A 13,718-nucleotide genomic window follows, 5' to 3' on the forward strand; every position below is an offset into this window, starting at 1 on the left:
CTCCGAGCTTCGCTCGCTCCCGCCGGGCCTCACTGGTCCGGTATCATCACCGTCCCCGGGCCCAGCCTGGAGCCGTACCACAGCTTTATATTTGTTCCTATCCTGCAGCCCTCACCCACGATGCACCTGTCGCCGGCGACGCAGCCCGTCTCGAAGAGCGTGCCGGGGCCGAGCTCGCAGCCCTCGCCGATGATCGTCTCCCTGAGCCGCACGCCGTCGCCGATCCTCGTCCCGGACCACACTATCGACCTCGATATCTCCACGTTCTTCCCGACCTCGACGTCGTTCCCGAGTATCGCGAAGCCGTCGACATGGATGCTGCCGTGAATCACGCAGTTGCGGCCGCTGATGAGAGTCCTCTCGCCGTTCGTGAAGGGCGCGCCGCGGGGGTGGAGGCCCCTGAGCCTGAGCTTTCCCTTAAGAGCGTCCTCGCTCGCGGAGAGGTAGGTCCCCGGGAGGCCGAGGTCGTTCCAGTACTCGGAGAACTCGTAGCCGTACACCGGCGCATCCTTCTGAATCAGTCTCGGGAAGAAGTCCCTAGAGAAGTCGAACCGTGTGCCGGGGGGTACCTCCCTGAAGGCCTCCGTTTCGAGCACGTAGACCCCCGTGTTCACGGTGTTGCTGAACGCCTGGTCCCGGGAGGGCTTCTCTAGGAAGCGCCTTATCCTCTTCTCCTCGTCCAGAAGGGCGATGCCGTACTGGCAAGGGTTATCGACCCTCGAGAGGGCGATCGAAGCGATTCCGCCCTTGCTCTCGTGAAAGGCGATGAGCTCCCTCAGGTTCAAGTTGGTCACGATATCGGCAGAAACAACGAGGAATGGCGAGTCGAGCTCCCTGACGATTTTATTGCACGCGCCGGCGGTTCCATAGGGCTCGTTGTCCGTGTAGTAACCGATGCGCAGCCCGTATCTCGAGCCGTCGCCGCAGTGCCTCATCAACTGCTCCTGCATGTAGTCAACCAGCATGAATACCCTGTCGGCCCTCAGCCGAGCGATATCGTGGAGAATGTAGTCGATCAGGGGGGTGTTGAGGAAGGGAATCATGGGCTTGGGCCTGCTAACCGTCAGAGGAAGGAGCCTAGTGCCCCTCCCGGCCGCCATCACAACGACGTCCATGCTCCACCGACCGCTCCCGCAGAGTCCTGCGGCGGGGGACCTGTCGCTGGGGCGCCCCCCACTCGCACCCCACACAGCGCCCCCCGGACCTCCCCCGCCGCGGGGCCAACCCCATCGCGCCCCGCCTGCAAAAGATTTGCGGTCCCTGTGGTCAAGGAGGGTTATCAAAAAATAGTAAAGGGTCCTCCACCATATAGATAAACAATGAGAGGCTATAGGTTCGCCCCGCTCGCGCTGCTGGCCCTGATCATCGTGGGCACAGGCATCTGCGCTGCACCTGCGCGGGCGAGTCCCAACCCGATTCCCGTGATGTCCCTCCAGCTCACGCCCTCTGGGGCAGTCGCGGCGCCGGACCCTGTGGCGCCGGGCTTCGCGCAGCTCTCCGGGACCATATCCATCGATAAAATCCCGGGGGAGAGGCTGGCGGTCTACATCACTGGCACCGTGGACACGGGTTGGCAGGTCCAATGCTCCCCCAGCGTCCTCCTACTCACCACGAACAAGATGAGTGACTTTACCGCCACCGTCGTGGTCCCGCCCGCCACTCCCGCCAGCTCCGTCGGCATCCTGAGGGTCGAGGCCCAAGCGCAGGGCCTGGGATTCTTCCTGAGGGCGGTCGCGGAGGCCCTCGTGACCGTCAGGCCATACTACAGAGTCTTCCTCGACTCGCCCATGCCCTACAAGGAGATAACCCCAGGCGCGAAGACCTCATTCGTACTCGAGGTCCAGAACTGGGGGAACTCCATGGACACCTTCGACATAGAAATCTCCAACGCGGCCGAGCTCGCGTACCGCGGCTGGCTCATCTCCTTCTCCGTCTCCTCCGCCTCCCGCATAGCGCCGATGGGCACGAAGCGCATAGCGATGTATGTCCAGTCCCCGATGGTCTTCACACCGTGGAAGGCCGAGGCGACACTGATTCTCATCAGGGCTTCCTCGCAAAATTCAGGCGACACGGGGGAGCTCGTGGAGCAGTCTTTCATATTCGTCGTCTACGAGAGGGGGGTATACATCAACGAGCCTGGCTGGGCCCTCATCGCCTTTGTGATTCTGCTAGCCGTGCTGGGGTCTTATTTAGCTGTCTGGAGGAGGAGAAAGCGGCGCGTGGCACCGGCAGAGGGCAGCGGGGACGCGGGGAGTAGCGCGGACGAGGACTGAACCGGAGACGGAGACGTGGTGGAAGGGCCCGGTGTGACGACCGCGCGAGAGGATTGGGCAGTTCTCGGAAAGGTGATTGCCAGAGGGTCGATGAAGAGAATTCCAGCGGGCCGTGGCGGGGGAGGGGGCTTCCTTCGGGGCCTGAACTCAGAAATCAGGCGGCGTAGTATGATTCGTCGTAGGGCTCGGGCTTCAGGCCTTTGCGCGTCCTGACCTCCGCAATGACGCTGGGGCTGAGTTCCGGCGGAACTCGCTGGTAGCCGATGTTCTCCGACCCCCAGAGCACGCGGCCCCCGCTCGCGCTTCTTATAGACGAGGCGAAGCCGAACATCGCCGCCACAGGCGCCTTTGTAATTATGGTCGTCAGGTCGCCGACCTGCTCTATGGACTGAATCTCGTTGCGCCTTTGAAGGAGCTCGCGGTTTACGTTCCCCACGATGTCGTCGGGGACGTTCAGGGTCACTTTGACTATCGGCTCGAGTAGGATGCGGCCCGCCTGGCACATCGCGCCGTATATCGAGGACCGGACCGCGGGAATCACCTGCGCGGGTCCTCTGTGAATAGAATCCTCGTGGAGCTTTGCGTCAACGAGGGAGACTTTAAGGCCCCTGACCTTCTCGGCGGCAAGAGGTCCACGGTCCATTGCCTCTTTAAAGCCCTCTATTATGAGCTCCATCGTCTCGTGTAGGTACTGGATGCCCTTGGTCATGTCGAGGAGGATGTTGGTCATGTGTATCGCCACCACGCCCTTCGCCTCCTCCTTGGACATTCCCAGCTCCTGCAGCTTCTTCGCCAGTGCCTTCTGGTCCTTGATTCTGGTGTCCGAGGGAATCTCGCCGTCGAGAATCGCCCTGACCACGGCCTCGGGGAGTGGCTCGACCTCGAAGTAGAACCGATTGTGCTTGTTTGGAGACTTGCCTTCGAACGGCCCACCCTTTCGCTCCACGCACTCCCTGTATACCACTATCGGCTTGGAGGTCACGACCTCGACCTTGTGGTCGTTGACGATTCTATAGACGGTGATCTCGATGTGCAGCTCCCCCATCCCGGAGAGCAGGTTCTCCCCGGTCTCCTGGTTGATTTCCACGCGCAGGGACGCGTCCTCCTTCGCGACCTTCCGCAGCACCTCGATTAGCTTGGGCAGGTCCTTCATCTGCTTCGCCTCGATCGCGACCGTGACCACGGGCTCGGAGACGTGCCGGATTTCCTCGAAGGGCTCCATGTCCTTGAGCGAGGATATCGTGTTGCCGGTCACAGCGTTGCGAAGGCCGGTGACTGCGGCGATGTTGCCCGCCACGACGCCCTCGGGAATCATCAGCCTCTGCGGGCCCATGAAGACCGCAACGTCGTGGCACTTGTTTTTCTGATTAGTGCCGCAGATGTAGTACTCCTCGCCCGGCACAATCCTGCCGCTGAAGACACGCCCGGTCGCGATCTCACCAGCGTGCTCGTCAATGGTGATGTCGGTTATCATGAAGGTCAGGGGGCCGTCCTTGTCCACCGAGAGCATCGCCTTCCCCGCGTCGCTCTCCAGGTCGCCCCTCCATATCTGCGGAATTCTGTACTTCTGGGCCTGAAGGGGGCTGGGCAGGTGCTTCACGACCATGTCGAAGACGACGTCGTTGATTCTGGCCCTCTCGGCCAGCTCCTTGTGTTTCCCCTGGCTGCAGAGCTCTATGATGTCCTTGAACTTCACTCCGGTCTTGAGCATGTAGGGCACTGAGAGCGCCCAGTTGTGGTAGGCACTGCCGAACGCGACGCTCCCGTCGTTCACGTTCACGAACCACTTGTCCTTGAACTCCTCCGGGACCATCTTGCGAATCAGCTCGTTGACCTCCTCGATGATTTTCTTGAAGCGCGCCTGGAGCATCTCGGGGGTGAGCTTGAGCTCGTTTATCGCCCTGTCGACCTTTGAGATGAAGAGCACGGGCTTGACCTTCTCCCTGAGCGCCTGCCTGAGAACCGTCTCGGTCTGGGCCATCACGCCCTCGACCGCGCAGACCAGCACTATCGCCCCATCCACTGCCCTCATTGCTCTAGTCACGTCACCGCCGAAATCCACGTGGCCGGGGGTATCTATGAGATTTATCAGGTACTCCTTCCCCTCCCACGGGTGGACGATGGACACGTTGGCCGAGTTTATGGTCAGGCACCTCGCCTGCTCTTGCTCGTCGAAGTTGAGGTAGAGCTGCTTCCCCGCCAGCTCGGGGCTTATCATCCCGGCGGCGGCGAGGAGGTTGTCGGAGAGGGTGGTCTTGCCGTGGTGGATGTGCGCCACGATGCCTATGTTCCTTATATACTCGGGCTTGTGCATCATCACCTTTATTTTCTGCGCCAGCTCCTCCTTGATATACGCCATTGACCCACACCTCTCAATCTTGCAGAAAAATTACCTCGCCGATGCCGCCACCCTCTCTATCTCTCCCTTCTTAGCGATGGCGTAGCTATTGACATCGCCCCGCGCGGCCATGATCAGCTCCTCGGCGAGGGCGTGCTCTATCCTCCTGTTCTTGCCGCGCTTGGAGTTTATAGCGCCCTGACAGATGTGCTTGAGCGCGATGTTCACCCTTCTGTAGGAGGAGGTGTCCACGGCCTTCGGAACCGATATCCCGCCGTACTTCAGCCGCGTAACCTCTTCGCGTGGCGAGCCGTTGACCACGGCGTCCACAAGGACCTGTATCGGGTTCTGCTTCGTCCTCTCCTCGATTATCCTAAAGGCTTCCTTGACCATTCTTGTGGTCCGGGCCTTCTCGCCCGTGGCGTGCTCCGTCCTCATCATACCGTTGATGAGCCTCTCGACGATGTTGACTTTCGCCTTTGAGAATGGGCGGTTGGCGTGCCTGGCGCTCGTGTGGGGGACTGCGATGGGGCTGATGTTGATGTACTTCTTCAGAGCGGGGTCCCGGACGACGACGCCGTCGAAGGAGTAGCGTCCAAAGAGCAGCGGGAGGTTGAACTTTCTCTCCGGCACTGGAGGCTGCTCGGGCGGTGGGGAGACCTCCTGAGCGGCCGGGGCCTCCTGCGCGGGAGGAGCGGGGGTCGTGGGCTGGGGTGGAGCTGACGTGGCCGGGGGCTGGGTGGCGGGCGGTGGAACAGAAGCTGGGGGCGCCTGAGATTTCTGGTTGGCCCTTTGCTCCTCATCGCCCTGTGGCTTCTGCGGAGTTGTGCTCTCGGGCACCCCAGCGCTTTCGGTCTTCTGGCCCTCCTCCAACCCCCTCACCTCACCGGTTTCTCCTTCTTGCCCCGCACGAGCTGGTCGAGCGAGACTCCGTTGACCTGAATCACCTTGTACCTCACCCCGGGTATGTCGCCGTAGGAGCGGCCCATCCTTCCTCCGATGCCCTCGACCAACACCTCGTCGTGCTCGTCGATGTAGTTGATGGCCCCGTCGCCCACGGCGAAGGCCGTTATCTGCCTCCCGTTCTTTATGAGCTGGACCTTGACGCACTTCCGAATCGCGGAGTTGGGCTGCTTCGCCTCTATGCCGACCTTCTCCAGGACAATGCCCCGGGCCTGCGGCGTTCCCTCGAGAGGGTCGGAGCGCTCCTTCAGACGTAGCATCCGCTTCTTGTAGTACCTATCGCTCCACCGGAACTTCTTCCGGTTCTCGATGAGTTTCCGGGCGGTGTAGAGGCCCGTCGGCATGGGTTCACCTTTGTTTTTTTTCTCTCCAGGGGGACCCTAAATGGTATACCCTATATAAAGATTGAGGGCGGGACTGGTGTGGGCCTCTCTCACCGCCGGCCGCCCCTCTCCTCCACCGGCACCACCTCCGCGTCCGACATCTCGATGGTCTCGGGGTCCTCCTTCCTGGCGTACTCGGAGAGGATGCTATCCCCCGGGTTTTTTCATCGTCAACGAGCCATCTGCGTCCTTGTTACGAATATAATTATGGATAACGATATAGGCCCCGCCGGCCAGGAGGAGCGCCAGAGCGACCCAGACCAGCCAGGGAGCTCCGCCAACAACGGTGACAACGTCCCTGCCGGGCGGCTCGGGCCCGGGGCCACCCTTCAGGGTCCTGAAGGTCATGTCTCCGCTCGGAGGTGCCCAGTTCCCTGTGGCATCCCTGGACAATACCCTGAAGTGGTAGGTCGTCCCGGGCAGGAGGCCCACTAACTGGACAGAGTGATTGAAGACCAGCACGCCTGAACTCTGCGAGCGGCCGTAGTGGATGTCCGGACCAAACTCTACCAGGCTGTCCGAGGGCTCGTCGGTCGTCCAGCGGATGATGGCGGTCGTGTCGGTAATATCCACCACGACGATGTCCGTGATTACGGGCGGCGTCGTGTCTGGCACGGCGCCTGTGACGAATATGAATTCGGGACTGATCGAAGGTCCATTGCCCCAGATATCGGTCGACAGCACTCTGAAGTAGTACTGGGTGGAGGGGGAGAGGCCGCGGAGCACAAGGCTGTGGAAAAAAGTATGGGATGGGTCGCTCGCCCTCAGGCCGTGGATGGTGGAGTTGCCGAACTCAACCTCGCTGTCGGCGAGTTCATCTGTGTACCAGGTCACGACCACTCTGTCCATGGAGACGCCTGCAACCTGCACCCGGCTTATCACGGGTGGGGTGATATCGGGTGCCGCGGGCATCCTCCTGGTTCTGAAGCTGATCTCGGGACCTGTGGCAACGTTACCGCTGGCGTCGCTCGAGCGAACGCGTACATGATATATCGTATCGGGCCGGAGGCCCAGCAGCAGGAGGCTGTGGCGCAGGACGAGGGCACCGTCAGCCGTGGTCATGCCGTATGAGCCCGCCGGACCGAACTCGACGAAGCTGTCCGAGGGCTCGTCGGTCTCCCACACGACCACCGCGGATACATCGGCGACGCTTTCGATGCTGATTCCAGAAATAACCGGAGGGGTAGTGTCGGGAACTTCGGCGGTGGTGAAGCTCATATCCTCACTGGATGAGGGCCCGTTGCCGGTGGCGTCCCTTGACATTACGCGAAAATGATACGTCGTCGCGGGCAGGAGTCCGGACAGCCTGATCTCGTGCAGACGGACCAGTCTGCCATCCCTGACGCTCAGCCCGTAGGCGGCCGTGGTTCCGTACTCCACCAGGCTGTCGGCTGGCTCGTCGGTCTCCCAGGAGACCACGGCCATCCTGTCGGTGATGACGCTGACCCTGACGCTGGATATAATCGGTGGGGCTGTGTCGGGCGCCGAGAGAGTTCTGAAAGTATAGTCCCCGCTCCTCGCGGGTCCGTTCCCGCTCGGATCTCGCGACTCGACCCTGAAGTGATAGACCGTTGACGGCGAGAGCTCCCGGAGCACGATACTGTGCTTCAGAACGAAATTACTCTCCGAAACACTGAGGCCGTAGGAGGTGGTCAAACCGTAGTGCACGGTGCTGTCGGCGGGCTCGTTGGTGACCCAGCTTATAACGGCCAGCCTGTCAGTGACGCCGGACACGCTGACGCGGGTGATGAACGGCGCTATCGTATCAAGACCGGCCGCAGTGATGAAAATATAGTCCCCAGAGTAGCTCGCGGGATTTCCCGCCCTGTCCCTGGAGGAAACCCTGAAGTGATAGGTTGTGCTCGGGCTCAGTCCCTTCAGCGTGAGCGAGTGGGCAGTGGCAAAGACCTCATCCTTCAAAGACGAGCCGTAGGAACCCGTCAGGCCCCACTCCACGCCGCTGTCCGCCTCCTCGCTCGTCTCCCAGATGACTGTGGCCGATGTGTCGGTTATGCCGACGACCTGCACATTCGATATCAGCGGGGGAATCGTGTCAAGCACGATGGTATCTGTGGCCGGTCCGGCGATGTTCCCCGCCCTGTCCCTGACCCTGAAATAAATCGTCTTGAGACCGTCCCCGGCGGGGAGGGTGTGGACCTTCGTCTCAGTGAACTCCTCCCACTCGCTCCACCCCGTCCCGTCGTCGCTTAGCTGCATGGCATAGACCCCGGAGGCGGGCTCTGGGTCGTCGGCTTCGAGCGTCAGGGTAACAGACCGTGAGGTGGTGTATGCGGCGCCATTGTTAATCACGACGCTGAGCCGGCCCGGTTCAACCCTGTCCAGAAAAATCGTGTCGTTGAGCGGCCCCCCGATGTTGCCGGCTCTGTCCCGGACCTGCAGATGCACGGCCTTCAAACCGTCCGTGTCGGTGCCACCAGTTCCGTTTACAAGGCTCCAGTTGCTCTTGCGCGCAGTGAATGGCTCCCAGAAACCCAGAAAGCTCTCGCTGTTTGCGATAGACATTTCCGAGATCCCCGAGGACGGGTCCCGGTCCTGGCCCATAACTGTGAGACTGACGATACTCTCGTTTGTGAACTCCGCCCCGTCATTTATCATCAGTCCGAGCTGCTCCGGAGGGCGCCGATCCAGAAATATGCTCGAATTAACCGGACCGCCCACGTTTCCGGCGCGGTCCTGAACCCTGAAATACACTGTCTTTTTTCCGTCGCTGTCCGTGCCCCCGGCACCGTCCGTCAGGGACCAGACGGCGCTCTCCCGCCAGTCCGTCCAGTTGGAGTAAATGATGCCGTCGTTGCTGAAGGCCATCCTCCACAGGCCCGAGCCGGGCATCGGGTCCCTCGCACCGAGTGTGAGCTCCACCTCCGCCGAGGAAGTGTACGGGGCGCCCCCATTGATCACAATGTTCAATCTATCGGGAGGAACGGTGTCGATCCTGATCGGACCGAAATGTGTGGCCGTGGTGTTCCAGTTGAGCGCATTGTCGCGGGCCCTTATATGAAAATAATAACTTTCGCCGTCGGGAAGGACCGGGCTGCTCGCGTCGTGCACCGTCTCCTCGCAGCTCTTCAGAGCCGGGGGAACCGTGGTTGCATTCGTGTCCCAGACATATGAGTAGCCGTCTATGCCGCTCCGGTCGCTGCCCCGGTCCGCCCACATCACATGGACCACATTCCTTGCGTACCATTCCCCGGGAACAGGATGGGTGTCGCTTGTAACCACCGGATTGCGCGGCGGGGAAAGGTCATTGATGAACTCGTATGCGTGGCCATCCGCACACGCACCATAAATGCCGTTAATGGAATCATTATAAAAGGAGGCGAGCGCAATAGAGTTCATGGCGTCGCTCCCGGAGCCGACCCCGATTGAGTTCCAGGAATCTGTGCCAGCATCATACGAAAGCTGGAGAACCTGACCGTCTACTCTGCTTATATAAACCTCGTTTTTGCCATCTCCATTCCCATCTCCTATACATATATCATAAATGAACATAACTCCGGCCGTATATATGACCCGATTGCCCCATGAATGGGACAGTTTGTCATATTTAAAACAATACACGGTCTGGTTTATGTATGAGATGGAATAGATTTCATTGTTAAAATCATTATCCCCATCGCCTAAAGCTATATCGGTCATTCCGAAAGTTATGGATTGCCATGTATTATTTTCCCCCTCCCCGACTTTGGTAATGTTCCACATTGACCCATTGTATTTGAATTGATAGACATGATTGTTGGTGGTTGATGCATATATCTCATTTTTACCGTCATTGTCACCATCGCCCAGTGTAATGCCTGTCACCATTGGAATCTCCCAATTTGCGCCCATTTTGAATTGGGGCACGGCTCCTATGCTCTGTTGATCCCATAATGTTCCTTTTTTTGAATATTTATAAATTTCACCGTTTACATTTCCACCATACAACTCGTTTTTTCCATCATTATCACCATCGCCGACGCAAATATCTTTAAGCCATGGATAGGTATCAATCTCAGTCCTCTTCCATGCTGTACCATTATAATAAAATTGACATAATATGAATTTGTAGTCTTCCTTCGGTGAGCTTTTATAATAACCACTCACATAGAGTTCACTCAATCCATCATCGTCTCCATCGCCAAAAGCGATTGCTGTCCACCCAAACATACTGGCGTCAGCTATCGCGCCTATGCTCCTGCTGGACCAGCCATCTTCACAGTAATTAAATTCATATATTTTACCATCATCACAACAAATAAAATATGCCTCGATTTTACCATCGTGATTCCCATCTCCTACGCACACATCGGTCAAACCTTCATTCGCCGCCATATTATAGGGCTTCCCCAAATCGGTCTTGCACCAATAATCCGCAGGAAGGGGTGGTGTTGAGAAGAGAATATGTCCCGTTAGAAGGAGAGTGGTCAGCACAGCATATCTCGTTGGAGCCTTAAGCCCGATTTGCATCCTTTTCACCTTTCTGCCAAATAATAAATAATATAATAATACGACATATATAATTTATGGTATACTCTTTTTATCATAAGAGAATTTTGACACAATATCCTCGCGACAGCCCTTCCCAACCATAGTGATATGCTCTACATGTATTGAATTTCCTGTTCTTAGGACAACAATGAGCATATCGGCACAGTCATCAGTGAATTAACTTTCTTGTTCATATGAAAGCCCCACCTATCCCCAAAATTTTGGCCAACCTGCCTGCTGGGTTAATTCATTATCCGTCCCCCAGCGATTTATCATACCATCATGCGAGCCAATAGAATTATATCTTGTATCATAGGACCAGCCCACTGTATTGAGTTGTCCGCCATAAATACTGATTGATGTTATGCCATCAGTATCTCCCAGTCCCCAATCATTCCAACCGTCTAATGTTCCTTGTTGACTGTTGATTTTCATTACCAACGCATCAAAATCATTTCCGTTCCAATAATATCCACCGGCGTAAATGGTATTATATCCAAAAACAATGGATCTAATTGAATCTTCGCCGGGGTTGCTCCAGATATAACTCCATTCGGGACTGGACCCCCATAATATTCTTTTTTGAATTAATGGGTCCGGTCCATTTGCGGTTTCAGTATACCCACCAATATAGAACTGACCATTTCCAATGAGTATTGAATTTGCGCAGTCATCTCCATTTTGTTGCTCATTATTCCATCTAATACCCATCCACCACCCAGTCAATTTATTCACATTGAATATAGACACGTCCTTTTTAGTCTCGATAGTAGTAATATAACCGGCGATATAAGCATTGTTGGAATCCAGTACAATTGCGTTACCGGAATCGTCCAAGGCACAGCTTAGAGTTGTTATTGGCCATAAGATATTTGGTATATTAATGTATAATCCGCCATCCTTATCATATTTTAATACGAATGTTTCGAGGTTCATCTGTGGATTATAATCACCGCATCCTGTAACAAATATATCGCCAGACGTACCCATGTCCGCTGCTACTGCATTTGCCCATTCATTGCCTCCATTATCCCAGATTCGCGCCCATTTTATATCGCCAGTCAAATCATATTTAATAAGTAATGAATCTTTATTGTTATCATCTTCATCCGCCGTGTAACCGGCGACGTATAAAAATGTTCCATCGGTGCAAATCGAATTAGAGCAATCTATCCCTCCGCCATTCCATGTCACCCACCACTGACATACGAAATTTGAATTGTATTTTGCGACAAAAACATCCTTGGTGATGTGTCCGCTTGGATTGTTACAGCCGGATGCTCCCGAGCCATAGCTTTCTGTAGTACCTGTCATATATATATCCTCATCTATTATGACATGGGATGTGAAGATATCGTATAAACTATCCCCGTATAATATCGGCCAGCCATCGACCCAATTCTGAGAATTATAATCATATTTCAATATTATCGCCTCGCAACATTGCGCGGCAGCGTAATAAAATGAGTAGCCCACTATATATATATGCATTTCATCATCTGACGAATAAATTCCTAATTCTCTGCCGCAATCATGATTATTGAATGGAGCGTTCCAGGTAGTCCAAAATGATTGGTCAGTATCTAAATCAAACCAATATAGAAGAAGATTCATTCCCCTTTCCCCTGTTAAAAAAATGGAATTCGTATTTGAATCGTATCCTATTCCATAGGCGTAATCTTGGATTTCATCAGCCAATCCAAATGTATCAAACCGATGGTTGATTCCATTTTCATCAATTTGTGACCAATATATCGCATAATCAGAACCGACGAATATGACTCATGTAGCATAAGCGTAGCTTCCGTCCGTTGTTATTTCATATCCGTAATCATTTCCACCACCAGCCTCCCATTTTGTCCAAAGTAAATTACCACCTTTTGAATAACCTAATATAAGCACATCATATCCCCAAATCGGATTATTAGTCCTTCCATTACTATATCCAATAATATATAACATCGAATTAGCTGCAGCGATCGACATCCCGAAATCTTGTTTCAAAATCCCATTACTATCCCAGACAACCCGCCAATTAAAAGTTCCATATTTATCAAATTTATATATGACGATATCTGAATCACCTCGCTCATTAAAAGAATAGGAGGACCCGATTATATAGATGTAATCGTCATCAATTGCAATATCTAATCCGAAATCATCATTTGAGCCGCCCGTTTTTATGGGCCATTCAGGATTCTGGTCTTCATCCTCATCAATAATCTGGTTGCCATTTAAATCATATTTCCATATTATAATATCATATCCTCCTTGGGTGATACCATTGGTATATCCAACAAGGTATATGTTGTTCTCATCAATTGCTATTCCAAATCCCTTGTCATCGTTAGGAGCGTAAATATTGTTATTGCCCCATGTCTTTCTCCAGACGACATTGCCATTTGGACCATACTTGCAGACGACCATATCTTCCCCGGTCCACATGCTGTCCCCGTAACTTCCAGTGTGGCCGACTACATAGATGTTACCACTCTCATCAACCGCCAAATCCTCGTATACTTCGTTTTCAAAAGCACCAGCGGAAACAGGGACGCTCCCTAAAAACGTCATCAGCTGCGACAACATCATCGCTGCGAGACCGAGACACAGGCTCCTTCTATTTCTCATTACCTTCCCACCCTTTTCGATATATTTCATTTATCACAACTTCTATAAAACCCTTCCTCCGCCTCGATATATATCCGCGATATATATTTTGGATATATATCGAAAATATATATTTTGGATATATATTTTCGTTAGACTTTTTTCGGCAGCGAATAGTGACCTATCCCAATACGCATAATCGGTGCGCATCCTCTCAGAGAGAGAGGCAAATTCTCTTTTCAGATTCTGGATGCCTGGGCATTTCTGATTATCTGAACGCGTACACAGACCACAACTTTATAAAGGCTTATAAAATGGATGATCGGGATGACACTTTTTTCTATCGGTGGAAAAAAAATAATATTAATATTTTGCTGTTAATTTTTCCAGTAAGTTATTTATATTCCGCTATTGGTAAATAAAAATGTGGGATAGATGAACGCAGGTCATTGCGCACCCCACCGCCCGTTCCCGCCCTGTCTCCCGATAGCCATTTGCAGTCTCTTCCAGTCCCACGCGGCAGACGGGGCACGGAATCCCCACACAGATAGAAAGGATATCGTCAATATAATCCCTCACCGCTCCGGCGACAATGCCCATGCCCTGTTCAGACCGGACGCTTATGTCGTATTGAGAATTCTCAGGGCGCTCTGGGACGCGGGCGGC

9 protein-coding genes are annotated in these 13,718 nt (G+C 54.6%); 2 read left to right on the forward strand and 7 right to left on the reverse strand.

Annotated features, from left to right (window positions below):
• Nucleotides 1–29: 29 nt before the first annotated feature.
• Nucleotides 30–1,115, reverse strand: a complete 1,086-nt coding sequence (locus QW379_06665; protein ID MEM2870083.1) for an NDP-sugar synthase — start codon at nucleotides 1,113–1,115, stop codon at nucleotides 30–32.
• Between the two features lie 204 nt (nucleotides 1,116–1,319).
• On the opposite strand from QW379_06665, the gene coaT reads away from it, so the two are divergent.
• Nucleotides 1,320–2,273: a choice-of-anchor T family protein gene (gene coaT / locus QW379_06670; protein ID MEM2870084.1), complete on the forward strand. Its 954-nt coding sequence runs from the start codon at nucleotides 1,320–1,322 to the stop codon at nucleotides 2,271–2,273.
• 154 nt (nucleotides 2,274–2,427) lie between these two features.
• On the opposite strand, the gene QW379_06675 is transcribed toward coaT, so the two are convergent.
• The 6 genes from QW379_06675 to QW379_06700 all read right to left on the reverse strand — a co-directional run bounded on the left by QW379_06675 (nucleotide 2,428) and on the right by QW379_06700 (nucleotide 13,103).
• On the reverse strand, nucleotides 2,428–4,632 hold the full coding sequence (locus QW379_06675) for an elongation factor EF-2 (protein MEM2870085.1): 2,205 nt from the start codon (nucleotides 4,630–4,632) through the stop codon (nucleotides 2,428–2,430).
• 30 nt (nucleotides 4,633–4,662) lie between these two features.
• The gene (locus tag QW379_06680) at nucleotides 4,663–5,244 is read right to left on the reverse strand and encodes a 30S ribosomal protein S7 (protein MEM2870086.1); all 582 of its coding nucleotides are present in this window, start codon (nucleotides 5,242–5,244) and stop codon (nucleotides 4,663–4,665) included.
• 245 nt (nucleotides 5,245–5,489) lie between these two features.
• Complete coding sequence (locus QW379_06685) at nucleotides 5,490–5,918, reverse strand: 30S ribosomal protein S12 (GenBank protein ID MEM2870087.1); 429 nt, start codon at nucleotides 5,916–5,918, stop codon at nucleotides 5,490–5,492.
• Between the two features lie 186 nt (nucleotides 5,919–6,104).
• Nucleotides 6,105–9,314, reverse strand: coding sequence for a fibronectin type III domain-containing protein (locus QW379_06690; GenBank protein MEM2870088.1), 3,210 nt, complete (start codon nucleotides 9,312–9,314; stop codon nucleotides 6,105–6,107).
• Nucleotides 9,315–10,652: 1,338 nt separating this feature from the next.
• Complete coding sequence (locus QW379_06695) at nucleotides 10,653–12,143, reverse strand: hypothetical protein (protein MEM2870089.1); 1,491 nt, start codon at nucleotides 12,141–12,143, stop codon at nucleotides 10,653–10,655.
• Between the two features lie 84 nt (nucleotides 12,144–12,227).
• On the reverse strand, nucleotides 12,228–13,103 hold the full coding sequence (locus QW379_06700) for an SBBP repeat-containing protein (protein MEM2870090.1): 876 nt from the start codon (nucleotides 13,101–13,103) through the stop codon (nucleotides 12,228–12,230).
• A gap of 384 nt (nucleotides 13,104–13,487) precedes the next feature.
• Here QW379_06700 and QW379_06705 point away from each other — a divergent pair.
• A partial coding sequence (locus QW379_06705) for a hypothetical protein (GenBank protein MEM2870091.1) occupies nucleotides 13,488–13,718 on the forward strand: 231 nt, incomplete at its 3' end.

The organism is Thermoplasmata archaeon (genome assembly GCA_038851035.1).
GTDB lineage: Archaea > Thermoplasmatota > DTKX01 > VGTL01 > VGTL01 > JAWCLH01.